The organism is Amycolatopsis sp. NPDC004368, from assembly GCF_053602515.1.
In genome coordinates, this window is sequence record NZ_JBSGDT010000016.1 from 98497 (window position 1) to 123828 (window position 25332).

The 25332-nt window shown below is 70.7% G+C and carries 28 protein-coding genes and 2 pseudogenes; 10 read left to right on the forward strand and 20 right to left on the reverse strand.

Annotated features, from left to right (window positions below; translation table 11 throughout):
* Window positions 1–48: 48 nt before the first annotated feature.
* The 4 genes from pip to ACWEOE_RS22710 all read right to left on the reverse strand — a co-directional run bounded on the left by pip (window position 49) and on the right by ACWEOE_RS22710 (window position 3791).
* Window positions 49–1026 (reverse strand): prolyl aminopeptidase, encoded by a 978-nt coding sequence (gene pip / locus ACWEOE_RS22695; protein ID WP_452012404.1) that lies wholly within the window; start codon window positions 1024–1026, stop codon window positions 49–51.
* Between the two features lie 192 nt (window positions 1027–1218).
* Entirely contained in the window at window positions 1219–1602 is a 384-nt protein-coding gene (locus tag ACWEOE_RS22700; protein WP_452012285.1) for a hypothetical protein, read from the reverse strand.
* 95 nt (window positions 1603–1697) lie between these two features.
* Window positions 1698–2990, reverse strand: coding sequence for an MFS transporter (locus ACWEOE_RS22705; RefSeq protein WP_452012287.1), 1293 nt, complete (start codon window positions 2988–2990; stop codon window positions 1698–1700).
* Window positions 2991–3026: 36 nt separating this feature from the next.
* On the reverse strand, window positions 3027–3791 hold the full coding sequence (locus tag ACWEOE_RS22710) for an SDR family NAD(P)-dependent oxidoreductase (protein ID WP_452012289.1): 765 nt from the start codon (window positions 3789–3791) through the stop codon (window positions 3027–3029).
* 221 nt (window positions 3792–4012) lie between these two features.
* Here ACWEOE_RS22710 and ACWEOE_RS22715 point away from each other — a divergent pair, with 221 nt between their 5' ends.
* Window positions 4013–4549 (forward strand): YceI family protein, encoded by a 537-nt coding sequence (locus ACWEOE_RS22715; RefSeq protein ID WP_452012291.1) that lies wholly within the window; start codon window positions 4013–4015, stop codon window positions 4547–4549.
* Window positions 4550–4651: 102 nt separating this feature from the next.
* Here the strand turns inward: ACWEOE_RS22715 and ACWEOE_RS22720 are convergent, their stop codons facing one another.
* The 6 genes and pseudogenes from ACWEOE_RS22720 to ACWEOE_RS22745 all read right to left on the reverse strand — a co-directional run bounded on the left by ACWEOE_RS22720 (window position 4652) and on the right by ACWEOE_RS22745 (window position 7850).
* On the reverse strand, window positions 4652–4822 hold the full coding sequence (locus tag ACWEOE_RS22720) for a hypothetical protein (RefSeq protein ID WP_452012292.1): 171 nt from the start codon (window positions 4820–4822) through the stop codon (window positions 4652–4654).
* A 236-nt stretch (window positions 4823–5058) separates the two neighbouring features.
* A complete protein-coding gene (locus ACWEOE_RS22725) occupies window positions 5059–5535 on the reverse strand; it encodes a carboxylesterase family protein (RefSeq protein ID WP_452012294.1) in 477 nt (158 codons plus the stop codon).
* Between the two features lie 133 nt (window positions 5536–5668).
* A pseudogene (locus ACWEOE_RS22730) lies at window positions 5669–6100 on the reverse strand (carboxylesterase family protein); the annotation flags it as partial.
* Window positions 6101–6386: 286 nt separating this feature from the next.
* The gene (locus ACWEOE_RS22735) at window positions 6387–6665 is read right to left on the reverse strand and encodes a hypothetical protein (RefSeq protein WP_452012295.1); all 279 of its coding nucleotides are present in this window, start codon (window positions 6663–6665) and stop codon (window positions 6387–6389) included.
* A 34-nt stretch (window positions 6666–6699) separates the two neighbouring features.
* On the reverse strand, window positions 6700–7038 hold the full coding sequence (locus ACWEOE_RS22740) for a hypothetical protein (protein WP_452012297.1): 339 nt from the start codon (window positions 7036–7038) through the stop codon (window positions 6700–6702).
* A 146-nt stretch (window positions 7039–7184) separates the two neighbouring features.
* On the reverse strand, window positions 7185–7850 hold the full coding sequence (locus tag ACWEOE_RS22745) for a nitroreductase (protein WP_452012298.1): 666 nt from the start codon (window positions 7848–7850) through the stop codon (window positions 7185–7187).
* 761 nt (window positions 7851–8611) lie between these two features.
* Between ACWEOE_RS22745 and ACWEOE_RS22750 the strand changes: the two genes are divergently transcribed.
* Window positions 8612–9007, forward strand: a complete 396-nt coding sequence (locus ACWEOE_RS22750; RefSeq protein ID WP_452012300.1) for a hypothetical protein — start codon at window positions 8612–8614, stop codon at window positions 9005–9007.
* Here the strand turns inward: ACWEOE_RS22750 and ACWEOE_RS22755 are convergent, their stop codons facing one another.
* The 3 genes from ACWEOE_RS22755 to ACWEOE_RS22765 all read right to left on the reverse strand — a co-directional run bounded on the left by ACWEOE_RS22755 (window position 9008) and on the right by ACWEOE_RS22765 (window position 12973).
* Complete coding sequence (locus ACWEOE_RS22755; RefSeq protein WP_452012302.1) at window positions 9008–10627, reverse strand: ABC-F family ATP-binding cassette domain-containing protein; 1620 nt, start codon at window positions 10625–10627, stop codon at window positions 9008–9010.
* A gap of 78 nt (window positions 10628–10705) precedes the next feature.
* The gene (locus tag ACWEOE_RS22760; protein ID WP_452012304.1) at window positions 10706–12223 is read right to left on the reverse strand and encodes a catalase; all 1518 of its coding nucleotides are present in this window, start codon (window positions 12221–12223) and stop codon (window positions 10706–10708) included.
* An 87-nt stretch (window positions 12224–12310) separates the two neighbouring features.
* Window positions 12311–12973 (reverse strand): FadR/GntR family transcriptional regulator, encoded by a 663-nt coding sequence (locus ACWEOE_RS22765; RefSeq protein ID WP_452012305.1) that lies wholly within the window; start codon window positions 12971–12973, stop codon window positions 12311–12313.
* 137 nt (window positions 12974–13110) lie between these two features.
* Here ACWEOE_RS22765 and ACWEOE_RS22770 point away from each other — a divergent pair, with 137 nt between their 5' ends.
* The 3 genes from ACWEOE_RS22770 to ACWEOE_RS22780 are packed head-to-tail and all read left to right on the forward strand — an operon-like array spanning window position 13111 to window position 16079.
* Complete coding sequence (locus ACWEOE_RS22770; protein ID WP_452012306.1) at window positions 13111–14001, forward strand: fumarylacetoacetate hydrolase family protein; 891 nt, start codon at window positions 13111–13113, stop codon at window positions 13999–14001.
* Between the two features lie 28 nt (window positions 14002–14029).
* On the forward strand, window positions 14030–14791 hold the full coding sequence (locus tag ACWEOE_RS22775; RefSeq protein WP_452012307.1) for an alpha/beta fold hydrolase: 762 nt from the start codon (window positions 14030–14032) through the stop codon (window positions 14789–14791).
* Window positions 14792–14831: 40 nt separating this feature from the next.
* Complete coding sequence (locus ACWEOE_RS22780) at window positions 14832–16079, forward strand: amidohydrolase family protein (RefSeq protein WP_452012309.1); 1248 nt, start codon at window positions 14832–14834, stop codon at window positions 16077–16079.
* 73 nt (window positions 16080–16152) lie between these two features.
* On the opposite strand, the gene ACWEOE_RS22785 is transcribed toward ACWEOE_RS22780, so the two are convergent.
* Window positions 16153–16860, reverse strand: coding sequence for an SDR family oxidoreductase (locus ACWEOE_RS22785; RefSeq protein WP_452012311.1), 708 nt, complete (start codon window positions 16858–16860; stop codon window positions 16153–16155).
* A 74-nt stretch (window positions 16861–16934) separates the two neighbouring features.
* Here ACWEOE_RS22785 and ACWEOE_RS22790 point away from each other — a divergent pair, with 74 nt between their 5' ends.
* On the forward strand, window positions 16935–17396 hold the full coding sequence (locus tag ACWEOE_RS22790; protein WP_452012312.1) for a winged helix-turn-helix transcriptional regulator: 462 nt from the start codon (window positions 16935–16937) through the stop codon (window positions 17394–17396).
* Window positions 17397–17400: 4 nt separating this feature from the next.
* Here the strand turns inward: ACWEOE_RS22790 and ACWEOE_RS22795 are convergent, their stop codons facing one another.
* The 5 genes and pseudogenes from ACWEOE_RS22795 to ACWEOE_RS22815 all read right to left on the reverse strand — a co-directional run bounded on the left by ACWEOE_RS22795 (window position 17401) and on the right by ACWEOE_RS22815 (window position 20374).
* Window positions 17401–17664, reverse strand: a complete 264-nt coding sequence (locus ACWEOE_RS22795) for a hypothetical protein (RefSeq protein ID WP_452012410.1) — start codon at window positions 17662–17664, stop codon at window positions 17401–17403.
* An 88-nt stretch (window positions 17665–17752) separates the two neighbouring features.
* Window positions 17753–17836, reverse strand: a pseudogene (locus ACWEOE_RS22800) (hypothetical protein); the annotation flags it as partial.
* Window positions 17833–18273: an SDR family NAD(P)-dependent oxidoreductase gene (locus ACWEOE_RS22805; protein ID WP_452012314.1), complete on the reverse strand. Its 441-nt coding sequence runs from the start codon at window positions 18271–18273 to the stop codon at window positions 17833–17835. The gene ACWEOE_RS22805 and the pseudogene ACWEOE_RS22800, both read right to left, overlap by 4 nt.
* 100 nt (window positions 18274–18373) lie before the next feature.
* The gene (locus ACWEOE_RS22810; protein WP_452012316.1) at window positions 18374–19582 is read right to left on the reverse strand and encodes an alginate lyase family protein; all 1209 of its coding nucleotides are present in this window, start codon (window positions 19580–19582) and stop codon (window positions 18374–18376) included.
* A 141-nt stretch (window positions 19583–19723) separates the two neighbouring features.
* Window positions 19724–20374 (reverse strand): oxidoreductase, encoded by a 651-nt coding sequence (locus tag ACWEOE_RS22815; protein WP_452012317.1) that lies wholly within the window; start codon window positions 20372–20374, stop codon window positions 19724–19726.
* Here ACWEOE_RS22815 and ACWEOE_RS22820 point away from each other — a divergent pair.
* The 4 genes from ACWEOE_RS22820 to ACWEOE_RS22835 all read left to right on the forward strand — a co-directional run bounded on the left by ACWEOE_RS22820 (window position 20334) and on the right by ACWEOE_RS22835 (window position 24103).
* Window positions 20334–21002, forward strand: coding sequence for a helix-turn-helix transcriptional regulator (locus ACWEOE_RS22820; RefSeq protein WP_452012319.1), 669 nt, complete (start codon window positions 20334–20336; stop codon window positions 21000–21002). The two genes, ACWEOE_RS22815 and ACWEOE_RS22820, sit on opposite strands and share 41 nt — an antisense overlap.
* Window positions 21003–21292: 290 nt before the next feature.
* A complete protein-coding gene (locus ACWEOE_RS22825; RefSeq protein ID WP_452012321.1) occupies window positions 21293–22108 on the forward strand; it encodes an aminotransferase class I/II-fold pyridoxal phosphate-dependent enzyme in 816 nt (271 codons plus the stop codon).
* Window positions 22078–23037 (forward strand): ornithine cyclodeaminase family protein, encoded by a 960-nt coding sequence (locus ACWEOE_RS22830; RefSeq protein ID WP_452012323.1) that lies wholly within the window; start codon window positions 22078–22080, stop codon window positions 23035–23037. Before ACWEOE_RS22825 ends, ACWEOE_RS22830 begins: the two co-directional genes overlap by 31 nt.
* A gap of 112 nt (window positions 23038–23149) precedes the next feature.
* Complete coding sequence (locus ACWEOE_RS22835; RefSeq protein WP_452012325.1) at window positions 23150–24103, forward strand: alpha/beta hydrolase; 954 nt, start codon at window positions 23150–23152, stop codon at window positions 24101–24103.
* 86 nt (window positions 24104–24189) lie between these two features.
* On the opposite strand, the gene ACWEOE_RS22840 is transcribed toward ACWEOE_RS22835, so the two are convergent.
* On the reverse strand, window positions 24190–25287 hold the full coding sequence (locus tag ACWEOE_RS22840) for a helix-turn-helix domain-containing protein (protein ID WP_452012326.1): 1098 nt from the start codon (window positions 25285–25287) through the stop codon (window positions 24190–24192).
* Window positions 25288–25332: the final 45 nt, after the last annotated feature.

The window sequence follows — 25332 nt, forward strand, 5'->3', positions numbered from 1 at the left end:
GGTCGTGTTGAGCCGGTTCGCGATGTGCTGGGGCAGCAGATCGCGACGTTAGGAGCTTCGATGCCGGGCGAAGCGGTCGGTGGCGGCGACGATCGCCGCGGTCATGCTGCTGCCACCGTGACCGGTGTCGTCGAGAACGACGAGCTCGCTTCCGGGCCAGGCCCGGTGCAGTGCCCAGGCTGTGCCGAGTGGACCGCTGACGTCGTAACGCCCGTGGATCAACACGGCCGGAATCCCGTGGAGCCGCTCGATGTCACGCAGTAGCTGTCCCTCGTCCAGAAAGCAGCCGTGGGACCAGTAGTGGGTCACGATGCGGGCGATGGCCAGCTGAAAAGCCGGGTCTGCGACCGACAGAGACGGTGCGGCGTCGGGAGCCAGTGACATGTGCGTGTCCTCCCACTCGCACCACCCGTGTGCGGCCTTGGCGCGGATCTCGGGGTCGGGATCGTGGAGCAGCCGGCTGTAGGCGGCGGACAGGTCGCCGTCGCGTTCGGCGGACGGTACGCCGTCGCGGAATCGTTCCCACTCGCGCGGGAAAACGCGGCCCATGTCGCGAGTGATCCAGTCAGTCTCGCTCCGGTTGCCGTTGGTCACGGCCGCGAGCACCAATTCGGTCACGCGCTCCGGATATGCCTGCGCGTAGGCAAGAGCGAGGGTGACGCCCCACGAGCCACCCTCGACCAGCCAGCGCTCGATTCCCAGGTGGGCCCGCAGCGCCTCGATGTCGGCGACAAGGTGCTGGGTGGTGTTGGCCGAAAGGTCGACGACCGGGTCGGTCGCCGAAGGGGTACTGCGCCCGGAGTTGCGCTGGTCAAACACGACCACGCGATAGCGGTCCGGGTCGAACAGGCTCCGGTACCGCGGAGAACTCCCCGAACCGGGACCGCCGTGCAGCGCGACCGCCGGCTTGCCCTCGGGGTTTCCTGACACTTCCCAATACAGCGAATGGCCGTCGCCGACCTCCAACATGCCCGACTCGTGCGGCTCGATCGATGGATAACGCCCATCGTCGGATGTATTCGCCATAGACCCATGATCGCGCACGAGCCGGCCACCCGGCTCAGAGGACCCGGGCGTCCTGGCGCGGGTATACGGCCATCACCGGCCCGTTGCGGCGATTCCGGTCGGCAGCGTTCGAAGTCGGCCGGCTTCGTCGTCACGGCGTCCAGACTGACCGTGAGGCCCTCGACTTCGCCGAGCCTGCCGTTCATGCCGGAGTCACCAGCGGTGCAGGAAGTCCCTGACGTCGTCGAAGCCGTCGAGTGCCCGTGGGTCGACGTCCGCCGGGTTCGCCTCGGCGCGCGCCGCCAGCGATGCGGCCGGCGCGAAGGCCTCGTCGCTGAGCCGGCCGAACCGCCGAGCGGTGTGTCCCAGGCACAGGCCCGCCAGGCCGAGCAGCTCGCTGCCCGGCGCGGCCCGCGTCCCGACTTCGACGCACCAGTGCTCGACGAACGCCTGGTCTTCGTCGTTCAACGCGGTTCCGACCACCACGCTCGGCGCTTCGGTCTCGTGCGCCCGGTCCGTGAGCGCGCGCTCCAACGTTTCGACGACCACCTCGTGGGCCAGAGCGGGCGGGTTCTCGAAACGCCGACGAGAGTGCACACCACGATTCTTGCGCACTCCCTCGGATGGCCGAGGTCGCTGCCTGCGAGGCAAGGGCGCACGTGTCTCAACCTCGCGGGCCTGTGCTCGGGCCGTCAGCCGTGCCGGGTGATCCGGTCCAGCAGCACGATCACGGCGCCGACCACGAGCGACAGGGCGATCATGACGACCAGCACCACGTGGTACGAGGCCGCGTACTCCGCCGCGTGGCCGCCCGCCCCGGCGGCGACCGCGTTCGCGGTGGCGGTGTCCGCGATGTCCCTGCCGAGCAACACGGTCAGCGCTGCGGAGTAGCCGCCGATGACCACCGCTTCGCTGCCCAGGCGCAGGAAGCTCAGAACGCCGGCGGCCGTGCCCGCGTTCGCCCGCGCGACCGAACCGATGGCCTCGCCGTCGACCAGGCCCAGCGGCAGCCCGAACGAGAACCCCAGCAGCAGCATCGGAACGATGATCAAGCCGAGGCTCGCGCCGCCGCCCAGCAGCAGCATTCCCGCGTCGCCGGCGACCATCAGCAGCAGGGCCGCGCGGATCACCGTCATCGGCCGCACGTCCGGGAACCGGTGCAGCACCCGGCTCGCGATCGTCGGCCCCACCAGCACCGGAGCCGTCATCGCCAGCATGACCAGACCGGACGTCGCGGTGTCGAGGCCCTTGATCGCGCTCAACGCGATCGGCAGGTAGGTCATCAGCGGCACGTATCCCACGGCCGCCGCCACCGGAACCAACGCGAACGCCAGGTACCGGGCGTTCTTCAGGAGCGAGAAGTCCACCTTCCTGCCGCCGGTCTCCGCGACTTCGCCGGAAGGCACCACCTTCACCACGAACAACGACAGCACCACCACGGCGCCGAACACCACGAAGATGCCGCGCCAGCCCACCGCTTCCGTCAGCAGACCGGCGATGGTCGGGCCCAAGGCGACGCCCGCGCCGATCGTGGTGCCCAGGAACGCGAAGTTGCGCGCACGTTTGCCCGGCGGGTAGGCGTTCGACATGATCGCCGACGCACCGGTGAACATCGCCGCGCCGGCCACCCCCGCCAGCACCCGCGCGAGGTCGAGCACCGGCAGGTTCGGTGCGACGGCGCTCAACCCCGACGCCACCACCATCAGCACCGAACCCGACACGAACGTGCGCTTGTGCCCCAGCCGGTCCGAGGCCACGCCCCACACGAGCGTGAACACGGCGAACGCCGCGTTGAACCCGTTGACCACCCACTGCAGCCCCGAAGGACTCGCGCCGAGCTCGTCGGCGATCCGTGGCACCGCGATCGCCGTGCCCGTGATGCCGATCGGCATCACGAACAACGCGAGCAACATCGCCGGCACCGCGAACCTCGACGGTTCGCCAACCTCGATTTCGTGGGTTTCCACCGTTGCCTCCGTGCTCATGAGTCCTCCTCGAACCGCGATGGTCTCGACGACCGGTTACGCGGTGACCCCGCCGTCGACGACCAGGTCGTGCCCCACCGCGAAGCCCGATTCGTCCGAGGCAAGCCACAGCACCGCGGCCGCCACCTCGTCGACCGAACCGTGGCGCCCCAGGGGAATCTCGGTGCGCAGCCGCTCCTCGCGCGCGGCCGGACTCTCGCCGGGCCGGTAGGACATCGGCGCGTCGGAGGCGCCGGGGCTCACCGCGTTGATGCGGATGCCGTCGCCGATGTGGTCGCGCGCCGCGGCGCGGGTGAGCACGCTGACGGCCGCCTTCGAAGCCGCGTACGCGCCGAGGTTCGGCCGGCGACCGTGCGCCCCGATGTTCGACGACGTGTTGACGATGACGCCGCCGCCGTGCTCACGCATGTACCGGATCTCCGCCTGCATGGAGAGGAACACGCCGGTCACGTTCACGTCCATGACGTACTGCCAGTCGGCCGGCTCGACGTCGGCCACGGGCGCCGGCTGCCCCAGGACACCGGCGTTGTTGTACGCGACATCCAATGCCCCGTAGCGCTCCACGGTCGTGTCGACCATGCGCCGCACGTCTGCTTCTTCGGTGACGTCCGCGACGACGAAGCTGCCCCTGCCCCCCGCCTCCTCGATCGCCCCCACCGTCTCGGCCAGCTGCTTCTCACCGCGCCCGGCCACCACGACCGAGGCCCCCTCGCGAGCGAACGCCACGGCCGCACCCCGGCCGATGCCGCTCCCACCCCCGGTCACCAGAACCACTTTGCCGACGAACCGCTGCGCGCTCATGTCTGCTCCTCAATTATGTATGGATTACTACAGTAATCCGTGAACGGACGTCCCGGTGTGGATATTTCGGTGATCCGGGGCGAAGTTGACAGAGGTCACACCTCGGCACCTCCGCTCGCGGAAAGTAAGCAAAAATTACAGTCAATAATCGGGACTAAACGCGATCAAGTCGCGGTTGGTCAGGTCTGAGACTGGCCACCAAGACCTTCGAAGGACCGAACATGAGCATCGGAATCAAGCCGGGCCGCTACGACATCGACGTCGCGCACTCCTCGATCGAGTTCTCGACGCGCTTCGTCGCGGCTCGGGTGCGGGGCACGTTCAGCGCGTTCTCCGGCACCATCGAGGTCGCCGAGGACCTGCTGAAGTCCTCAGTCACCGCCACGATCGACATCACGTCCCTCAGCAGCGGCAACGATGCCCGCGACGAGCACCTGCGCAGCGCGGACTACTTCGACGCCGCCGGTCACCCGCAGGCGACGTTCACCTCGACCGACCTCGAAGCCGACGGTGACCGGTTCACCCTGCGCGGCGACCTCACCATCCGCGACACGACTCTCCCGGTCGCCCTCGACCTCTACTTCACCGGCGACGGCGAAGACCACTACGACAACTTTCGCATCGGTTTCCGCGCGTCGACGCGCGTTTCGCGGTCGGCCTTCGGCGTCTCGGGCAACGCCTCGAAGCCCGGCGGCCCTCTGCTGATCGGCGACGCCACCGACCTGACCCTGGAAATCCAGGCGACGGCGACCGCCTGAGGCCCGCGCCGGATTGCCTCTTCGGGCGGGAGACGGCCGGACCGGTCGTCTCCCGCCCGGGACTGTCTCGCGCGGCACCGCGAGGAAGTACCTACCGGGTGATCAACGGCAGCGCGGAAACGTGTGGTGCGGCCAGATCAGCCGGAAGACCTCTTCCGGATACGCCGTGACGGCCGGCTCGGCGTCGAACAGCTGCACGGTGCGTTGCCGGGTGTCGTACTCGGGCCGGCCCGGCTCGCCGTGGGTGGCGAAGGCCCTCCACGCGGCTCGCATCCGGGGCGGACAGCGTTTCCGCTTCCGCGGAGGGTTCGTCGCCGATCAGCACGGCAGGCGGCCCGCCGGCCACCTGGGCCTCGGCGAGGTGCGGCGACGGCATCCGGAACAGCCAGTCGGAGTTGACCAGTTCGTACAGCTCTTCCGGGCCCGCCGCCGGGAAGCCGTCGCGGTACCGGCGGGTGCCGTCCGGGCCGGGGCCAGCGTGTTCAACCCGGCCGCTGCTCGCTCCGGTGTCACCTGACCGAACAAGCCGCCGAGGGCGGTGAACAGTCGTTGCTCGTCGCGGGTATGGCCGACGAGCAGGCCGAGGTCGCGGCCGGCGCCTGCCACGGGGTGGCGGGCAGGACCTCGCCGTCGACGACGGGCGCGAACGGGATCGTTCTGTGCGCGGCCTGCCCCCAGCGTGGGGCCCACCGATCGATCTTGGCGGTGACGGCGTCACCTGCGGCGGGCAAGCGCGACGGGTCCACAGTGGAGAGGTCGGCCACCGTGGGCCGCAGCCCCGGCTCGGCGGCGCAGGTGGCGGCGATGTCGGCGGCGAGCTCGGCCGTGAAGAACGTACCCGGCACGCTCTGCGCGACGGCCCGGCGGAAGAGCCCTGTCGCACGCGGCCTCGCCGGCAGTGCGGCGACCGATCCGCCACCCGCCGACTCGCCGGAGACCGTGACCCGGCCGGGCTTGCCGCCGAAAGCCCGGATGTTGCCGCGCACCCACTCCAGGGCGGCGACCTGGTCGAGCAGACCGCGGTTGGCGGGCGCTCCCTCGATCTGCGCGAACGCCTCGATTCCCCACCCGGTAGGTGAACGTCACCACGACGACAGCGCCCTCGCGCGTGAGGCGGCCGCCGTCGTACTCGGGGAGACCGGACGTGCCGATCACGTAGGCGTCGCCCTGGATCCACACCAGAACCGGCAGCCCCGCGCCCGGGCCGGGGTCGAGTGACCAGACGTTGATCGTCATGCCGAACACCCCGGCCTGCGGGGGTGGCGGGCCGTACGACACGGCGTCCCGGACCCCGGCCCAGCCCCGCACCGGCCGCGGTGCGGCGAACCGCAGCGCACCCACCGGCGGCTCGGCGAACGGGATGCCGCGGAACACCGCCAGCCCCGCCTCCCGGGTGCCGCGCACGACCCCCACCGCCGTGCGGACCTCGGGCTGCGACGCGGCGACGGCCATAACGATTTCCATCCGGGCGGGCCTCGGCATCATCCCCTCCGCGTCGAGGCGCGGGCGAGTCGTTTTCCCGCCCCGTCGATGGCCGTGTTCACCTGGCATTCACCTCGCAGGCGTGCACTGGCCGACGAACCTCCGGCTGGGCGCCGAGTGCGTCACCGCCTCGCGCGCCCCCTGGAACACCTGCCCTGCCGCGTGACGTCGCCGCCCGGCAGGAGGCCGCGCCGGGCCTCGCGACGGGCCCGGCGCGGCGACCGCGGGATCGGGATGCAGTGGGGCTCGAACCCGCGTTGGTGAAAACCCGGCCGGCGCGCGGCATGGAGATCCGCACGCCGGCCGGGCTCCGCCCGGCCGGGACCGGTCGCGGGGGCCCGAAAACGATCTCGGGTCAGCAGAACCAGCCGGCCTGCACCCAGCCGCGCTTGTTCACGTGGCCCATCGCGTAGCCTTCGGCCCAGCCGCCGCTGGGCGAGTAGCGCGAGAGCTCGAAGTGGTCGCCGCGGTAGAGGGTGCCGATGATGACGCCGACGGGTTCGTTGCGGACGTAGAGATCGGTCGCGCAGATCTCGTACACCGTGCCGGCGGACGCGGCGGGGGCGATGCCGATCGTGGCCGCCGCGGCGAGTGCGGTGGCCGCCAGGACCTGGACGGGACGGGGGAAGGTCATGGGACTCCTGTCCGGAGAAAGGTGGGGGGACGGGTCAGTCGAGGCTGAAGCAGCTGCGGAGCAGGAATCCCCACTTGCTCATGCCGTGCCAGAAGACGTCGGCCGAGTAGTGGTCGGCGGTGATGTAGCGCACGCCGATGTAGTTGCCCTTCACGAGCGTGTCGATCGGGTCCGAGTGCCCCTGGCCGGGCGTGTAGTTGCCGAACAGCGTGGCGGTCTCGCACGTGATGTGCGCCGGCCGGGTGGGCACCCACGGGTCGGAGAGCGTGCCGCTTCCACTCTGCGCGCTCGCTTGCGCGGGGCCGGCACCCAGCCCCGTGGCAGCGAGCACCAGTGCGGCCACGGCCAGAGCGTGACGGGGGATGAGCCGCATCATGCGTTCCTTTCCGGCCGGGAAGTCACCGGCCGCGAAAAGAAGTACCAAACCCTTGCGGCGAAAAGGAAGACCTCCGGTGTCCCTCGCCCGAACGGCTGCCGATCCTTTTCCCCACGGCGCTTTTCTTCGCGGGGAAGGAAAACTCAGTCCCCGACGAACGTCACCGTCTCCGCCAGCGGCGCCCGCCCCGTGCGGCCGAGGTCCACGCCGGTGTCCTCGTGGCCGATGGACATCCCGCAGAACAACACCAGGTCTTGCGGCGGCGACACGATCTCGGCGACCGTGCGGGGGAACTTCGCCCACGCCATCTGGGGGCAGCTGTGCAGCCCTTCGGCTCGCAGCAGGAGCATCACGGTCTGCAGGAACATCCCCGCGTCGGACCACTGCGGCCGGCCCATGGCGCGGTCGAGGTAGCAGAAGAGGGCGGCCGGGGCACCGAAACAGGCCCAGTTGCCGGCGGCGGCGCGCTGGGTCGCCTCGACGTCCTCGCGCGAGATGCCGAGCGCGCCGTACCGCTGCCGGCCGAAGTCGGCCCGACGCTCGGCATACGGCGACTTCAGCGTGGCCGGGTACTGCTCGTACTCGGCCACGTCCCACGGATCACCGTCCGCGAGCCGCCCGCCGGCCCGCTTCTTCAGCTCGGCCAACGGTGCCCCGGTCACCACGTACACCCGCCACGGCTGCAGGTTCGACCCGGACGGCGCCCACGCGGCCGCCGCCAGGACCCGCTCGAGCACCCCGGGTGCCACCGGCTCGTCCGTGAACCCCCGCACCGCGCGCCGGCTGGTGACCGCCTCGTAGACGTCCATGGTCCACCCTTCCTTATCGTTTCTGATGAGATAGTATCATTCAATACTATCTTGGCGTGGGAGGGTGCTTGCAGGGAGTTACGGGTCTACAAAGGATGGTGTTCGCGCATGTTGTTGCGGCTGGGTGTGGCGCGTTGCCATGGGTGCGTCAATGGCGTCCACTGTGGCCGGTCGTGGATTTTCGCAACCGGATGTTTACGCGCTGCCACATGGGTCAACCCGCTCCCTATGGCCTCGGCGGCAGGGCCCGGTTGCCGAGCCCCAGGTCTCGCCGGTTGAGTAGGACAGCCGGCGGGACCGCGTATAGCTTCGTGCTGCCCCGAGAAGTCTCCGGATCGCTCTTTCGGGCGGCCGTTCGGGTTCGACTGGGGGGAGTCTCAGCGAACGCGCGTCTTCGTCTTGCGCCGCCTTCGCGCCGCGAGGGCGGCCAGCAACCGCGCCACCCCTCGCCTCCGTGCGACGAACACCACCTTCTCGGCCTCGACGGGTGCGCGCTCTACTCTGTCCACATGGTGGAACCGCTCAAGACCCGTGCGGAACGCTTCGGGGTCGCCTCCCACATCGGGATGCCAGGTGCGGACGAACTGCCGAAACTCCGCCTTTTCCTCGGCCGACCAGGTGCTCCTCGGTTTGCCGGGCAGGTCCCACCTCCGTCGGGTCGTCCCAGCATATGGCCGCCCGGCAACTCGGACGGTTGAGCGGGGGAAGCTCTGGGTACCTGCACTGCGCTCTATCATCGCCCGACAGGGGAGGGGCCCAGCATGACGGAGGACTCGCGGCCACCCGGCGCCGCCACGGCCGTGTTCAACGGTCCGGACACCACGGAGGCCGCCCGGGTCACTCTGCGGGCCATGCTGGCCCACACCCCGGCCCCCCTCGTCGGCGACGCCGTGCAGCTCATGGACGAACTCCTCACCGACGCCACCCGCGACGGCGCCACCTTCCGCGCCCTGCGCCTCGGCCTGGTCGCCCACCCGCCCCGCCTCCGCATCGACGTCGAACGCGACGAACCCGACGAACCCGCGGCCACCGCCATGTCCCCCGAGCGCGCCGAGGGCCGCTTCCTGCTGGAGGAACTCGCGTCGACCTGGTGGTCGCACACACTGGGCTCGATCTCGGTGACGAGGGCGGAACTCGCCCTGCCGCCGGCTCGCTGATCAGCGAGCCCGTTCCACCCGCCGCTCGTCCCACACCGGTTCAGGGGTTTCGCGCACCACGCCGTCCGAGCCGAAGACCAGGTAGCGGTCGAAGGTGCGCGCGAACCAGCGGTCGTGGGTGACCGCCAGCACCGTGCCCTCGTAGGCTTCCAGGCCGGCTTGCAGGGCTTCGGCGGATTCGAGGTCGAGGTTGTCCGTGGGCTCGTCCAGGAGCAGGGCGGTGGCGCCGCCGAGTTCGAGGAGCAGGATCTGGAAGCGGGCCTGCTGGCCGCCGGACAGGCGGTCGAAGGCCTGGTCGCCCTGGCGTTCGAGTTCGTAGCGCCGCAGCACGGCCATGGCGCCGCCGCGGTCCTTGGCGTGGGTGGTCCACAGGATGTCGACCAGGGTGTGGCCCGTGAGCTCAGGGTGGGCGTGCGTCTGGGCGAAGTGGCCCGGCACCACGCGCGCGCCGAGCTTCCACAGCCCGGTGTGGGCGACGTCGCCGCCGGCGAGCAGGCGCAGGAAGTGCGACTTGCCGGAGCCGTTGGAGCCGAGCACGGCCACGCGTTCGCCGAAGAAGACCTCCAGCGAGAACGGTTTCATCAGCCCCGTGAGCTCCAGGTTCTCGCACGTCACGGCGCGCAGACCGGTGCGACCGCCGCGCAGGCGCATGCGAATGTCCTGGCGCCGCGGTGGTTCCGGTGGCGGGCCGGCCTCCTCGAACTTGCGCAGCCGGGTCTTCGCGGCCTTGTATCGTGACGCCATCTCGTCGCTGCGGGACGCGTACTGCTGCATGTCGAGCACCAGCTTCTTCAGCTGCGCGTACTTCTCGCTCCAGCGCCGCTGCAGTTCCTCGTAGCGGGCGAACCGGTCCTCGCGCGCTTCGTGGTAGGTGGCGAACCCGCCGCCGTGCACCCACGCGTCGCTGCCGGCCGGGCCGGGTTCGATGCTCACGATCTTCTGCGCCGCCCGCGCGAGCAGCTCCCGGTCGTGCGAAACGAACAGCACCGTCTTGCGCGTTTCCGCCAGCCGCGCCTCGAGCCAGCGTTTGCCGGGCACGTCGAGGTAGTTGTCCGGCTCGTCGAGCAGCAGCACCTCGTCCGGGCCGCGCAGCAGCGCCTCCAGCACGAGCCGCTTCTGCTCACCACCGCTCAATGTGCGCACGAGCCGCCACTGCGCCTTCTCGTACGGCACCCCGAGCGCGGCCGTCGTGCACACGTCCCACGTCGTCTCCGACTCGTAGCCGCGCACCTCCGCCCAGTCGCTCAGCGCTTGCGCGTACTTCATCTGCGCGGCCTCGTCGTCGACGGTCAGCAACCGCTCCTCGGCCGCGTCCACGGCCGCCGCCGCGGTGCGGATCCGCTCGGGCGACACCGACACGAGCAGGTCGCGCACCGTGCGCTCGTCGCGGACCGAGCCCACGAACTGCCCCATCACGCCGAGCCCGCCCGACACCGTCACCGTGCCGCCGTGCGGCTTCAGCTCACGAGAGAGCAGCCGCAGCAACGTCGTCTTCCCGGCGCCGTTGGGCCCGACCAGCGCGACGACCGCGCCGTCGCCGACCCGGAACGACACATCACCGAGCAGCGGGCGCCCGTCGGGCAGCGAGTAGTCGAGGTGCGCGACCTCCAGGTGACCCATGAGCGCGGAGTCTACCGGCGGCCCCTGCGGACACCGCCCGATTTACCGGGCGGTGACCGCAGTCCGAAGTGGACGGGTTCACGCCTTCCGCTGCATCTCGCTGCGCGCCGGGTTGCCCTGCTCCGCCGCCTTCGGGTCCTTCTCGCCGGCCTTCGCGCGCACGCCGGCCTCGACGCGCTTCCCGAGGTCCTTGTCCACGTTCTGCCAATATTCGAACGCCCGCTGGAGAACCGGCTCACTCACACCGTTCAGCAGGTGTCCGACGATGTTGGAAACCAGACGTTCGCGCGCCGCGTCGTCGAGGACCTCGCGCACCATCGTGCCCGCCTGGCCCCAGTCGTCGTCTTCGGCGTGGTCGACGTAGGCCGAGCGCGTGATCTCGCCGTCCGCGTGCCAGCCGGCCGGGGTGCCGTAGTGCTCGACGTCCGCACGTGGGCCACCCTTCGAGTTCGGCGCGTACACCGGGTCGGACACCTCGGTGTAGCGCATCGCGCCGTCCTTGCTGTAGCTGTGCACCGGCGACTTCGACGCGTTCACCGGCAGCTGCTTGTAGTTCGCGCCGATGCGGTGGCGGTGCGCGTCGGCGTAGGCGAACATCCGGCCCAGCAGCATCCGGTCCGGGCTCGGCCCCACACCGGGCACGAGGTTGTTGGGCTCGAACGCCGCCTGCTCGATCTGGGCGTGGTGGTCGGTGGGGTTGCGGTCGAGTGTCATGCGCCCGACCTCGATCAGCGGGTAGTCGCCGTGCGGCCACACCTTTGTGAGGTCGAACGGGTTGAACCGGTAGCCGGCGGCGTCGCCGAACGGCATCACCTGCACCGACAACGTCCAGCTCGGGTGGTCGCCGCGCGCGATGGCCTCGAACAGGTCGCGCGTGTGGTAGTCGGTGTCGGCCGACGCCATCTGGTCGGCTTCGTCCTGCGTGAAGAACTCGACACCCTGATCGGTTTTGAAGTGGTACTTCACCCAGAACCGTTCGCCCTGTGCGTTCACCCACAGATAGGTGTGCGAACTGTACCCGTTCATGTGCCGCCACGTGCGCGGAATGCCACGATCTCCCATCAGCCACGTCACCTGGTGCGCCGACTCGGGGGAGAGGGTCCAGAAGTCCCACTGCATGTCGTGGTCGCGCAGGTTGTTGTCGGCGCGGCGCTTCTGGGAGCGGATGAAATGTTGGAACTTCAACGGGTCTTTCACGAAGAACACCGGCGTGTTGTTGCCGACCATGTCGTACACGCCTTCGCTCGTGTAGAACTTCAGCGCGAATCCGCGGGGGTCGCGCCACGTGTCGGGGCTGCCGCGCTCACCGGCCACGGTCGAGAACCGCGCCACCATCTCGGTCTTCGTGCCCGGCTGGAACACCGCGGCCTTCGTGTACCGGCTCACGTCGGCCGTCACCTCGAACCGGCCGAACGCGCCGCTGCCCTTCGCGTGCGGCTGGCGTTCCGGCACGCGTTCCCGGTTGAACTGCGCCATCTGCTCGATGAGGTAGTGGTCCTGCAGCAGGATCGGACCACCGGGCCCCACGGTCAGCGAATGTTCGTCGCTCTCCACCGGGATTCCGGCGTCGTCGGTCGTCCGCTCCGTCTGGGTCATTGCGCCCTCGCCTCCTGCTGGGATTCGGATCGGTGAGTCATGGACAGATGACGGGTACCCGACGATCAGCCGCTCACACGGGGAATTTCACTCGCGACCCAACAGGGTGTCGGCGACGTGCTGGAGGTGGCGGCGCATGTGTTCGCCGGCGCTCACCGGATCCCGGTCGCGCAGCGCTTCGACGATCAACGTGTGTTCGTCGTGGTAACACGTCCGCAGCTCGGGCGTGGACGTGCGCCGCTTGAGGCTGCCCCACACCGGCAGCGAGCGCGCGGTGTTCATCACGTCGAACATGTTCATCAGCAACCCGTTGTGCGCGGCCGCGGCGATCGCGCGGTGCAGCGCGGCGTCCGCGCGCTCGAACCCCTCGAAGTCCCCGGCCGTCCCGCCGGCGCCGAGCGCGACGGCGATGCGGTCGAGGTCGGCCTGCGTGGCCACCCGCGCGGCCAGCGTCGCCACCTGCGGTTCGAGCAGTTGCCGCACCTGCATGATCTCCGCCGGACTGGTGTCGGCGGGGGCCGGCTGAACGTGCTGCGCCGCGACGTCGGTGAGGAATGTCCCGCGCCCGACGTGGCGGATCACGAGCCCGTCGCGTTCCAGTGCGTCGAGCGCACGCCGCACGGCACTGCGCGGCGCGGAAAGCCGCTGCACGAGGTCGCGTTCGGTGGGCAGCTTCGCGCCAGGGCCGAGGCTGCCGTCTGCCGCGCCTTCGTCGAGCAGCGCGCGCAGGGCGTGTTCCACCGTGGTCATGGCCGTACTCTACCGGACGCCTTGAGACCAATCGAGACCAATGAACCACTTGCCCACCAGGCTATCGACAACATCCGCTTCGACGCGTACGGTCAAACGCGTCCAGATTGGTTCACATTGGTTCAGATTGGTCTCGCATGAAGCTGGTGACCTTCTCCGCTGGGGACTCCACTGGGGACGCCGAGCGCGTCGGGATCGTGACCGGCACCGACGAGGTCCGCGACGTCACCGATCTCGTGCCGGGCGGAACGCTCCTCGATGCCGTCGAACGCTGGGACGAGGTCGGGACCATCCTCACCGACCAGGTCGCGGACCGCACGCCGGTACCCTTCGCCGACGTGCGGCTCCGCGCGCCGTTCCCCACCCCGCGGCGCAACATCTTCTGCGTCGGCAAGAACTACCGCGACCACGCCGCCGAGTTCGGCCGCAGCGGCTACGACAGCCCGGACCGCTCGGAGGACCTGCCCACCCGGCCGATCCTGTTCACCAAGGCCACCACGGCCGTGGTCGGCCCCGGCGACGACATCGACCCGCACACCGGCCTCACGGCCGAGCTCGACTACGAGGGCGAGCTCGCCGTGATCATCGGCCGCGGCGGCCGGCGCATCACCCGGGAAAACGCTTTCGCGCACGTCTGGGGTTACACGATCCTCGACGACGTGACCGCCCGCGACCTGCAGCGCGACCACAAGCAGTGGCTGCTCGGCAAGTCGCTCGACACGCACTGCCCCATGGGCCCCTACGCCGTGACCGCCGACGAGGTCCCCGACGTCACCACGCTGGAGCTCGAAACCACCGTGAACGGCGAACGCCGCCAGCACGCCGTGGTGAACGACCTCATCTTCGACATCCCGGAGCTGATCGCCACCCTCTCGGCCGGCACCACCCTGCTGCCCGGCGACGTGATCGCCACCGGCACCCCCGCCGGCGTCGGCATCGGCTTCGACCCGCCGAAGTTCCTGGTGAGCGGCGACGTCGTCGAGGTGTCCATCACCGGTCTCGGCGTGCTGCGCAACCGCGTCGCCTGACCTGAAACCGCCCCCGGAAGGAGCGCGTGTGAAGATCAACGGAACCGACCTCGCCGTGGAGGTCGACGGCACCGGACCCGCCGTGCTGCTGGTGCACGGCCTCGGCGGCACCGGCAACTTCTACCAGATCCAGGCCGACGCGCTGGCGTCGAGCCACCAGGTGATCCGTGTCGACTCAGCGGGCGCGGGCCGCTCCGGCCTGCGCGACGGCATCGGCATCGAGTCGCACGCCGACGATCTCGCCGCGGTCCTCGACCGGCTCGGCGTCGCCTCCGCGGCCGTGGTCGGGCACTCGATGGGCACGCTCGTCGCCCGTGCTTTCGCGACCCGGCACCGCGCGAAGGTCACCGCGCTGGCGCTGCTCGGCGCCGTCGCGGAGCCGCCCGAGGCCGGGCGCAAGGCCCAGCACGACCGCGCGGCCCTGCTCCGCGCGGAAGGGACCGCGGCCGTCGCGCCGGGCGTGGTCGCGAACGCGCTGTCCGAGGCCACCCGCCGCGACAAGCCCGAGGTCGCCGCGTTCGTGCGCGAGCTCGTGATGCGCCAGGACCCCGAGGGCTACGCCCGCAACTGCGAAGCACTGGCCGCCGCGACCGACCCCGGGCCCGTCGACCCAGCGCTGCCGCTGCTGCTGATCACCGGCGCCGACGACAAGGTCGGGCCGCCCGCGGTGAGCGAGGCCCTGGCCGCCGCCCACGGTGGCGCGAACGTGGAGGTGCTGCCCGGAGTCGGGCACTGGACCGCGCTGGAAGCGGCCGCCGACGTCACCTCGATGCTGCTGAAGTTCCTGTAACCACACCACTTTCACGCCTCAACGACGAGGAGGAACCACCGTGGGGATCACCGCGGACAAGACCCTGTTCCGTGACGTGTCCATTCTGGACTCCACGGGCGCGCTGCCCTACCGCGGCGACGTGCTCGTGGACCACGACCGCATCACCGCCGTCGGCACCGTCGACCCGGGCGCAGCCGAGGGCTCGCGCGTGGTCGAGGGCCGCGGCCGCACGCTGATGTCCGGCCTGTGCGACGCCCACACCCACTTCACCTGGAACAACAGCGCCGACCTCGACGGGCTGGCCGCCCTGCCGGTGGAGGAGCACCTGCTGTTCGCCGTGGAGTCGGCAAAGTCCTATGTGGACTCCGGCTACACGATGTGCCTGGGCGCCGCCTCGGCGAAGGACCGGCTCGACGTGGTGTGCCGCGACGCGATCAACGCCGGCCGCATCCCCGGCCCGCGGTACCTCGCCAACGGCCCGGAGATCGCCGTGACGGGCGGCGAGCTCGTGAAGGGCATCACCTGGTTCGCCGACGGGCCCGACGAGATGCGCAAGGCCGTGCGGCGGCTCGTCGAGATCGGGGTCGACCAGATCAAGCTCTCGATGACCGGTGAGGAGATCACCGGCACGCAGCGCGCCGAGGACACCTACATGTCCGACGAGGAGGTGGCGATGGCCGTCACCGAGGCGCACCGGCGGGGCAAGCGGGTGCGTGCCCACGCGCGCAGCGCCGAGAGCGTGAAGATGTGCGTGCGCCACGGCGTCGACATCGTCTACCACGCGAGCTTCACCGACGAAGAGGGCATGGACCTGCTGGAGCAGGCCAAGGACTGGATCTTCGTGGCGCCCGGCGTCAACTGGCTCATCGCGACGCTGTACGAGGCCGCGGACTTCGGCTTCCCGCAGGAAGCGGCCGAGGCCGTCGGCTACAAGCGCGAGCTCGAGATGGCGACGGCCGCGATGATCGAAATGCACCGCCGCGGTATCCGCGTGCTGCCCGGCGGTGACTACGGCTTCGCCTGGACCCCGCACGGCACGTACGCGCGGGATCTGCAGCACTTCGTCGAGCGCTTCGGGTTCACTCCCATGGAGGCGATCCTCGCCGCGACCGCGCAGGGCGGGGAGATCATGCTGCGCCCGGACGAGCTGGGCAAGGTCCAGCCCGGTTACCTCGCCGACCTCCTGCTCGTGGACGGCGATCCGCTCGCCGACATCACCGTGTTGCAGGACAAGGGAAAACTGCACGGGATCATGAAGGACGGCCGGTTCCACAACGACCCCCAGGAATCCGAGGGCCCGGCCTGATCCGATCCGCGGCACGAGGCCGGCAGCGGTGACGGCGCCCGTGCCCGCGTCGCACCGGCTGTCCACAGCGGACTCACGCGGTCGCGGTCAGCTCCGGGTACAGCGCCTCGACCGGCCCCGACAGCTGTGCCTTGATGTCCCGGGACGTCTGATCCGCGAGCACCTCCAGCGCACCACTCTCCAGGCCGTCGTAAATGGCCGCCACGATGTCGCGTGGGTCTTCCTTCTCCACGTCCAGCGCCTTGGTCATCGGAGTGTCCGTGTAACCGAGGTGTGCGCCCAGCACCTGCGTCTTCTGGCCGGCGAGGTCGACGCGCAGCGAGTTGGTGATCTGCCACAGCGCGGCCTTGCTCGACGAGTACGCGCCCGGCTTGGCCAGCCAGCTCAGCGCCGAGTGGATGTCGACCAGCGCCCCGCCGCCGTGGGCCGCCAGGACCGGCGCGAACGCCTGCGCGACGGCGAGCGGGCCGAAGACGTTGGTCTCGTACAGCGCGCGAACCTCGGACAACGGTGCCGTCAGCAGGCTGTGCCGCCCGCTGATGCCCGCGTTGTTGATCACCACGGTCGTGTCGGCGGCGGCCTCGGCCGCGGCGGCGACCGACGTTTCGTCGGTGACGTCGAGGGCGAGCGGAACCACGCGCTCGTCGTTCCACTCCCGCGGGGAGCGTGCCGTGGCGTACACGCGCCGCGCCCCGCGTTCGAGGGCCTGGCGAACGAACTCGATGCCGAGCCCGCCGTTGGCCCCGGTGACCAGCACGACCGCATCCCGTAGTTCTGTCATGTCTTCCTCCTTGCTTGGTAATTCCAAGCTAGCAAGCTGACTCCGGTTTGCCAAGTGTGACGTAGGATGGCGTCATGAAGGCCATGGCGATCCCGACCAACACCCGCTGCTCGATCGCACGCAGCCTGGAGGTGCTCGGGCTGAAGTGGAGCTTGCTGATCGTGCGCGAGGCGTTCCGCGGGCGCACGCGCTTCGCCGAGTTCCAGAAGATCGGCGTGCCGACGGATCTGCTCGCCTCGCGCCTCGAAACCCTGGTGGAAGCCGGCATCCTCGCGCGCCGGCCGTACCAGGAGCCGGGGCAGCGGGCGCGGGTCGAGTACGTGCTGACCTCCGTCGGCGAGGACCTCCTGCCGGTGCTCGCCGCGCTCGCGGAGTGGGGTGACGAGCATCTCCCCACCGGCTACGGCCCCGCGACGATCTACGTCGACACCACCGACGAGCGGCCCGTGCACCTCGCCTTCGTCGACGAGGAGGGCCGCGTGGTCGACCCGGCGAAGGTCGCCTACCGGCCCGGGCCGGGCGCGGTGGAGGACTGAGCGGTCAGGTGCGGTCGGCGAGCACGTCGTCCGCGTCGGTGCTCAGCGCCAGGTCGCGCTGAGCGGTGAGTGCTTCGAGCCGTTGCCGCCACGCGGTGGTGATGGTTTCGTAGGCCGTGGCGCCGAAGACGAGCCGGCGCGGCGCGGGTGTGGTGCTCGCCGAGGCGGTGATCGCGCGGGCGACCTTCGCCGGGTCGCCCGCCACGGCGTGGCGCAGGGTGTCCGCGTCCAGTCCGCCCGCGAGCGCGCTGCGCACCTGCCCCACCACGCCGTCGGCATAGGCGGGCAGGGGGTCGGCCCTGGTTGATGTTGGCGTTGAACGCGGTGCGCGTGCCGCCCGGCGCGATGAGCGTGACCTCGATGCCGAACGCCGCCAGCTCGACCGCTGCCGACTCGAAGAAGCCTTCGACGCCGGACTTCGACGCGTTGTACACGCTCATGCCCGGATCCGGCACCTGGCCCCCCCCGAGCTGGACATCTGGATGATCCGTCCGCCGCCCTGCGCGCGCAGCCACGGCGTGACGGCGCGGGTGAGGTGGATCGGTCCGAGCAGGTTCACGGCGAGCTGGCGGTTCAGCAGCTCGTCCGAGACCTCTTCGGCGGCCCCGAGAACACCGAAGCCGGCGCTGGAAAAGACGACATCGACGCGGCCTCGGCCGAAGGCCGCCTCGACGGTCGCGCGGATCGCGACCGGGTCGGTGACGTCGAGCTCCGCGGTCCAGAGGCGATCACCGTGCTGCTGCGCGAGTTCCTTCAGGGCAGGGCTCAGGCTGCGGCTCGTGGCGGCGACGCGATGGCCGTCGGCGAGCAGCTGCCTGGCGACTTCGAGGCCGAAACCGGAAGCGGCGCCGGTGATGAACCAGGTGTGTGCGGGCACGGCGAATCCTCTCGGGGTGGACGTGCGCACTTCGCCGCCGGGTTCGGTGGGGTTTCGCGGGGTCCGGGGCCGCCGCTGGCGCGCGGCGGCCCCGGACTCCTCAGGCGGGGTTGTCGCCGTGGGTGAGGGTTTCCCAGGAGACGAACAGGTTGTTGCTGCCCTGCGGGCGGTGGCTCGTGGTGTAGTTCTGGGTGTTGGTCATGGCGATGCCGAGGCGGTTGTGCAGCGCGTTGTAGCCGACCTCGGTCACGGGGCCGAGGCCGCGCTTGACCGTGCCGCCGCAGAGCCACGACGGGGGCGCGGTGAGCTCGTACTTGGTCTGGAAGCCCAGCGCCTGGCGCAGCCGTTCGCCGATGTCGGTGCCGTAGAGGTCCTGGCCCTGGATGCGGGAGGTCTCGGCGACCTCCGCGATGGCGGCGATGCCGTACCCGGTGTGCACGAAGTCGCGGCAGGTTTCCTGGGTGAGGCCGTCGACGAAGGTCGACTGGCCCTGCCAGTAGCCGACGATCTGGTCGCGGGTGTTGAGGCCGCTGCCGGGCACGGTCCTGGGCAGGGCGCCGTCGGAGCCGAGGTAGATGAACGCGGGCACGCGGTTGCGGTAAATCGACATGCCGCGGTCGTAGACGGTCTTGTCCTCGAGGAACACGCCGATGCCCACGATCGCCTCGGCGATGCTGAGCTCCCAGTTGCCGGTGCGCCCGTCGCTGCCCTGGATCTCGTTGTAGTAGACGTTGCGCAGCATGGTGGCGAAGCGCCCGGAGTTCGGCCAGGTGCCGTAGGTGTACTTGATGATCTCCGCGGCACGCGGCCACGTCGAGGCCGACCACGCGGTCTGCAGGTGCGCGTTGTCGCTCGTGTGGTCTTTGATGGTGGCCGACCACGCGTCCATGATCTGGATGGCCTTGGTGGCATGGCGCGCGTCGCGGGTCACGTACCAGGCCAGGGACTGCGTGTACGCGGCGATCGCGTCTTCGCGCTCGTCGGTGCAGCCGTTGTTGGGCATCGAGCTGGGCCCGCAGTCGACGACGGCGCGCGGGTGCGGCGTGTACGAGAGCGACGCGTACTTCGAGCCCATCATCGAGTCGTACGCCTGTTTTTGCGGCTGGGTACCGGCCTGCACGCGCTGGCGCATGGTGTCGAGCTGTGCCCGGCTGACGAGCACGCCGGGATGGGTGAAGGTGGCGGGCGCGGCGGGCTGAGCGGCCGGGGCGGTTTGCGCGGGCCGGTCCGGCTGGGCGGATGCGGTGCCGCCGGTGGCGATCACCACGGCGGTGGCGGCCGCCAGGCCACGGAGAAACTTGCGGTGCATGGGCTGCCCTTCGTCCACGACAGTGAGAACGGATGTGTGGTGGCGGCGGCGCAGGCTGGCGGACCGTGCGTGGGGAACGAATCTACGTCACGCCAACTGGTCTGGTCCACTGTGAGTTCCACTGACGGGGACGGGTTTCGGTCAGAGCGTGGGGTAGTCCGTGTAGCCCTCCGCACCCCCGCCGTAGAACGTGGCCGGATCCGGGGCGTTCAGCGCGGCACCCGTGCGCAACCGAGTCACCACATCCGGGTTCGCCAACGCCATCCGTCCCACCGTCACCAAGTCCGGGAGGCCGCTCTCGACATCAGCGGCGCGCTCGGCGATCGACGCACCCGGGCGCGTCAGCAGCAGCGGCCCCGGCCAGGTGGCGCGCAGGTCGGCCATCAGGGTGTCGTCGCCGTGGTGGGTGAGGTGGAGGAAGGCGAGGTCGAGGCGGGCGAGGGCGCGGAGGAGATGGGTGTAGGTCGCCGGGCCGTCGGGACCCTCGTCGATGCCGAAGCCGCGCAGGCCGGGGGAGAGGCGCACGGCCGTGCGGTCCGCGCCGATCTCCGCGGCGACGGCCTCGGTCACCTCGATCGCGAACCGGGTGCGGCCGGTGATGGAACCACCATCATCGGCGACAGTGCCAGCCGGTGGCGCAAGTGCAGGCGGCCGATGTCCAGGGGACTCCAGAGCATGCGCGGTCCTCTCCAGGGCGACTGTCTGTACTGGATCGTACAGAATGAACTGTACGGTTCGGTACAGTCGATGGGTGGACTCTTCGTCCATGCTGGAGGTAATGTCCACGCCCATGGATGGGAGGACGACCCGCTGGGCACCGGTGTGCGAGGCGATCGTGCGCCTGCTTTCGCCGCACGCGGAGGTGGTGCTGCACGACCCGCGCTCGGACCGGGTGCTCGGCATCTGGAACGCGTTCTCCGGGCGCGAACCCGGGGACCCGTCGCTGCTCGGCGAGCTCGACGGCCTGCGCGCCGCGGGCAAGGACGTCTACGGCCCGTACCCGAAGTCCCTGCCCGACGGGCGGCGGCTCTCGAGCGTGAGCGCGGTGGTGAGAGACGAACACGGCAACGCCGAGGTGGTGTTGTGCGTGAACGTCGACCGCACCGCGTTCGACCAGGCCGCGCAGCTGCTGTCCGGCTTCGCCGCGCCCGTGACCGGGCAGCCGCAGGCGCTGTTCGAACGCGACTGGACCGAGACGCTCAACGACGTGGTGGGCGAGTTCGTCCGCGATCACGCCACCCCGGTCGAGGTGTTGACCCGCGAACAACGTCTGGTGCTGCTCTCCCGGCTCGACGCCGCCGGCGTGTTCGCGCAGCGACGTTCCGTGCCCGTGGTCGCACGGGCGCTGCGCATTTCGCGCTCAGCCACCTACCAACTGCTCGCCGAACTGCGCAAGGAGCCCGATGCCGACGCTTCCTGATTTCCGGCTGGAGACGTACTTCTCCCGTTGGGAGTTCACCGCCCGCCACCACCTCACGGCGTCCGACGTGCAGACCATGACCGTCGCCGAACTGCTGGCGCTGGCCGACGACGACGGCCGCGAACGCTGGGAGAGCCTCGCGCTCGGCTACACCGAGACCTACGGCCTGCCCGCGCTTCGCGAGGAGATCGCCGCGACCTACACCGACGTCGCCCCCGAGCACGTGCTCTGCTTCGCCGGCGCGGAAGAGGGCCTCTACCTGGCGATGCGAACCCGGCGACCACGCCGTGGTGATCACGCCCGACTACCAGGCGGCCGAGACGATCCCGCTGTCGATCTGCGAGGTGACCGGCGTCGCGCTGCGGCCCGAGGACGGCTGGGCCCTCGACGTCGACGAGATCGAGCGGCAGCTGCGGCCCACCACCCGCCTGGTGTCGGTGAACTTCCCGAACAACCCGACCGGCGCCGTCCCGGACCTCGGCACCTGGACGCGCCTCGTGCGCTTGTGCGAAGAGCGCGGCGTGCTGCTGTTCAGTGACGAGGTCTACCGCGGCCTCGAGCTCGACCCGTCGGCGACGCTGCCGCAGGCCGCCGACCTGTCCGCCTCGGCGCTCTCGCTCAACGTGATGTCCAAGGCCTACGGGCTGCCGGGGCTGCGCGTCGGCTGGATCGCCTGCCGTGACCCGGAAATCCTGAGCCGGCTCGAACGCGCCAAGCACTACACGTCGATCTGCAACTCCGCCCCGAGCGAGGTCCTCGCGCTGATCGGCCTGCGCGCACGCGACGCGATCCTGGCGCGCAACCGCGCGGTGATCGCCGAGAACGTGCCGAAGTTCAGCGCGTTTTTCGGAAACCACCAAGAGCTGTTCGATTGGCAACCTCCGCAAGGTGGTTGTGTGTGCTTCCCGCGTTACCTCGGCGCCGACGGCGTCGAGAAGATGTGCACCGAGTTGGTCGAGCACCACGGCGTGCTGCTCCTACCGGCGAGCATCTACCGATCCGAGCTCACCACCACACCCGGCGACCGGTTCCGCGTCGGTGTGGGCCGGCGTGATCCGGATGAGGGGCTGGCCGCGTGGGCGGAGTTCCTGGCGGCACGGCGATGACCCTCGAAGTGGTGGGGCTGCCCGAGATCGAGGCCGTGGCCGGGCGCGGTTTGGTGTTCGACGCCGTGCGCGGCGCGTTGATCGCCCACGACGAAGGGCGCGCGCAGATGCCCGCGCCGATCGCGATGTGGTTCCCCGACGCCGAAGGTGACTGCCACGTGAAGGCCGGTTACCTCGACGGCGCCACGCACTTCGGGGTGAAGGTGGCGTCGGGCTTCTACCGCAACGCCGAGCGCGGCCTCCCGTCCAACAGCGGCCTCATGATGGTGTTCGACGCGGCGACCGGCGTGCCCGCCGCGGTGCTGGCGGACGAGGGCTGGCTCACCGCCTGGCGCACGGCCGCCGCCGGCGCGCTCGCGACCCACGCGCTCACCCCGCCGGACGTCGACGAGGTGGCCGTGTTCGGCACGGGACTCCAGGCGCGGCTGCAGGTCGAATGGCTCGCCGACCTCCGGCCGCTGACCCGGGTGCGCGTGTGCGGCCGGCGGCCCGAGGCGGTGCGGAAGCTGTGCGCCGAACTGGGCGACGCCGGGCTGACCGCGGTACCGGCGACGGACGCCGAAGCGGCGGCCACGGCGTGCGTGATCACCGCGACGGCGTCGACGAGCCCGGTGGCGCCCGCGGAGTCGTTCGCGGCGCTGCACGTGACCGGCATCGGCACGGACCTGCCCGGCAAGGCGGAGCTGCCCGCCGGCTTGTTCGCCCGCGCCACCACGATCGCGACCGACGACCACGCCCAGTGCCTCGCCCACGGCGACTTCGGCAACGCCGTTCGCGCCGGCACGGTGACCGCCGACGCGGACGTCTCCGTCGGCCTGGTTCTGCGCGACGGCGTGGCGAGGCGTGGGGGGATGACCATTGCGGATCTGACCGGTGTCGGGGTGGCTGATGCTGCGGTGGCGACGGCGGTGTTCAAGCAGCTGGGGTGAGCCAGGCCCCGCCGTGTGGCGGGCCGGGTACGGCGGGTTCGCGACGTCTGGCGGGTGAACGCGGGCGCGGGAGCCGGGAGGATGGAAGAACCCCGCACTCCTGGAGGCCTTGATGGACTACGCGTTCGATCCCGAGATCGCCGCCGCGCTCCCCATGATCCCCGACACCGGCGACCTGAAGGACCTGGTCACGGCGCGGCGCAAGATGAAGGAGATGGTGGCCGGGCTGCTCGGCGACGTCGACGAGACCGGGGTGACCGTTCGCGACACCACCGTGCCCGGCCCCGAGGGCGCGCCCGACGTGGCTGTTCGGATCTACACACCGGACACCATCGCCTCGCCGGCGCTGCTGTTCAACGTGCACGGCGGCGGCTTCATCGTCGGCGACGTCGACACCGACCACCCGGCCGCGGTCGAGCTCGCGCGGGACCTCGGTGTCGTCGTGGTGTCGGTGGACTACCGGCTCGCCCCGGAGGCGCCCTACCCGGCCGGTCTCGAGGACTGTTACGCGGCGCTCGTGTGGTCGGCCAAACACGCCGACGAGCTCGGCGTCGACCCCGAGCGCGTGGTCATCCACGGCATCAGCGCGGGTGGCGGCCTGTGCGCCGCGCTCGCGCTGTTGGCCCGCGACCGCGGCGGGCCCGCCATCGCGTTCCAGTTCCTCGGCGTCCCGGAGGTCGACGACCGCCTGGGGACGCCCAGCATGCGTCGCTTCGACGACACTCCACTGTGGAATCTCCCCAAGGCCGAATTCAGCTGGGACTCCTACCTCGGCCCGGGCGTCCGCGGCACGGCCGACGTGCCCGTCTACGCTGCCCCCGCCCGTGCGACCGATCTCGCGGGCCTGCCGCCCGCGTACATCTCGGTGATGGAATTCGACCCCCTGCGCGACGAAGGCATCGCCTACGCGCAGGCCCTCCTGGCCGCCCACGTGCCGACCGAGCTGCACCTGTTCCCCGGTACGTTCCACGGCTCCGCGATGGTCCGCCACGCCACCGTCACACGCCGCGAGACCGCGGAGTCCCGCGCGGTGCTGGCGCGGGCGTTGGGCGTGGAGCTCGACTGAGGGTTTCACGACGGCGCGGCGCTCGGGTGGTTTGCCCGGGCGCCGCGTTTTGTTGTGAACACCGTCTAGTGGTTACCGATCACCACTCAGGTGCGGCGGGCCAGGCGATGCGCCAGAAGTGCGAGCCGGGCGCGGAACCGGCCGGCCGGGTCGTCCAGAGGCCAGCCGAGAGCGTCTTGCGCGTGGGCGAGGCGGGTCGCTACCGAGCTGTGGTGCCGGTGCAGCGCGACCGCCGCCTGGCGCAGGGATCCGGTGCGGCAGAAGGCTTCGAGTGCCTCCAGGTCGGCGGCGGCGAGGGCGGCCAAGGCACGGACGTCGGGCTGGACGCGCAGGTGCTCGGCCGGGATCTCGGCCAGCAGCGTGAGCGAGCCCAGGTTCTCGTGCACCACCAGGGGCTCCGTGGTCGGCACCGCGAACCGCTCGGCCAGCCGCGCCTGCAACCAGCTGCGGCGCGCCTCGAGCCCGGTGACAGCGTCGCCGACGCCCACCCGGACCGTGCCGGAGGCGGCCCGTTCGCGGGCGCGCGCGGAAAGTGCGTTTCTCAGCGACTCCACCACCGTCGCGGGGCCTTCGCGGGGTTGGAGCACCACCGCGGCAACCTCACCGACCACCGCGACCCGCGCACCCAGCGCCGTTCCGCCGCGGGCCATCAGTCCGACGGCCGCCGCGCCCGGGTCGCGGCCGTCGTCGGTGCCGACGGCGACCACGCGCACGGGGCGGGCCGCGTCGAGCCCGAGGAGGACGAGGGCGCGTGAGCGGTCCTCCTCCGCCGCGCGTTCGCCCAGCACCAGCTCGACCAGTGCCGGATCGGCCGGATCCGGGCGTGGTGCCCGCGGCGCGGGCCCGAGCAGGCGCGTGGCAATGGCGAATCGTTCCAGCACGAGGTCGTCGAGGGGGCCGGGGTCACCGTCGCGTTCGAGCCACACCTCGCCACCGGGGGCGCTCGCCACGAGCCTCGCGTCGCTTTCCGTCCCGGCGGCACGGGTGCCGTCGGGACGGAAGCGTACCACCGGCTCGGTCCCACGCCGCAGCCCGGCCACGCACTCCGCCAGCGCAGCGGTCGCGCGTACCAGATCGGCGATCGTGGCGCGCCGGGCCACGAGCTCGTCGAAGTACGCGATCACCCGCACCGCGGCCTCGGCGTCGGAGTCGACGGCCGAGAGGCGCAACAGCAGACCCTTCACGGAACCAGCCTAGCGCCGAGCCGGGGCCGCGGACAGGTGTCGCAT

Excerpts from the sequence above, each read along its gene's own strand:
- pip (WP_452012404.1), bottom strand. The coding sequence starts at position 1,026 with ATGGCGAATACATCCGACGATGGGCGTTATCCATCGATCGAGCCGCAC.
- ACWEOE_RS22705 (WP_452012287.1), bottom strand. The coding sequence starts at position 2,990 with ATGAGCACGGAGGCAACGGTGGAAACCCACGAAATCGAGGTTGGCGAA.
- ACWEOE_RS22710 (WP_452012289.1), bottom strand. The coding sequence starts at position 3,791 with ATGAGCGCGCAGCGGTTCGTCGGCAAAGTGGTTCTGGTGACCGGGGGT.
- ACWEOE_RS22715 (WP_452012291.1), top strand. The coding sequence starts at position 4,013 with ATGAGCATCGGAATCAAGCCGGGCCGCTACGACATCGACGTCGCGCAC.
- ACWEOE_RS22720 (WP_452012292.1), bottom strand. The coding sequence starts at position 4,822 with ATGCGAGCCGCGTGGAGGGCCTTCGCCACCCACGGCGAGCCGGGCCGG.
- ACWEOE_RS22735 (WP_452012295.1), bottom strand. The coding sequence starts at position 6,665 with ATGACCTTCCCCCGTCCCGTCCAGGTCCTGGCGGCCACCGCACTCGCC.
- ACWEOE_RS22740 (WP_452012297.1), bottom strand. The coding sequence starts at position 7,038 with ATGCGGCTCATCCCCCGTCACGCTCTGGCCGTGGCCGCACTGGTGCTC.
- ACWEOE_RS22745 (WP_452012298.1), bottom strand. The coding sequence starts at position 7,850 with ATGGACGTCTACGAGGCGGTCACCAGCCGGCGCGCGGTGCGGGGGTTC.
- ACWEOE_RS22750 (WP_452012300.1), top strand. The coding sequence starts at position 8,612 with ATGACGGAGGACTCGCGGCCACCCGGCGCCGCCACGGCCGTGTTCAAC.
- ACWEOE_RS22755 (WP_452012302.1), bottom strand. The coding sequence starts at position 10,627 with ATGGGTCACCTGGAGGTCGCGCACCTCGACTACTCGCTGCCCGACGGG.
- ACWEOE_RS22760 (WP_452012304.1), bottom strand. The coding sequence starts at position 12,223 with ATGACCCAGACGGAGCGGACGACCGACGACGCCGGAATCCCGGTGGAG.
- ACWEOE_RS22765 (WP_452012305.1), bottom strand. The coding sequence starts at position 12,973 with ATGACCACGGTGGAACACGCCCTGCGCGCGCTGCTCGACGAAGGCGCG.
- ACWEOE_RS22770 (WP_452012306.1), top strand. The coding sequence starts at position 13,111 with ATGAAGCTGGTGACCTTCTCCGCTGGGGACTCCACTGGGGACGCCGAG.
- ACWEOE_RS22785 (WP_452012311.1), bottom strand. The coding sequence starts at position 16,860 with ATGACAGAACTACGGGATGCGGTCGTGCTGGTCACCGGGGCCAACGGC.
- ACWEOE_RS22790 (WP_452012312.1), top strand. The coding sequence starts at position 16,935 with ATGAAGGCCATGGCGATCCCGACCAACACCCGCTGCTCGATCGCACGC.
- ACWEOE_RS22810 (WP_452012316.1), bottom strand. The coding sequence starts at position 19,582 with ATGCACCGCAAGTTTCTCCGTGGCCTGGCGGCCGCCACCGCCGTGGTG.
- ACWEOE_RS22815 (WP_452012317.1), bottom strand. The coding sequence starts at position 20,374 with ATGGGCGTGGACATTACCTCCAGCATGGACGAAGAGTCCACCCATCGA.
- ACWEOE_RS22835 (WP_452012325.1), top strand. The coding sequence starts at position 23,150 with ATGGACTACGCGTTCGATCCCGAGATCGCCGCCGCGCTCCCCATGATC.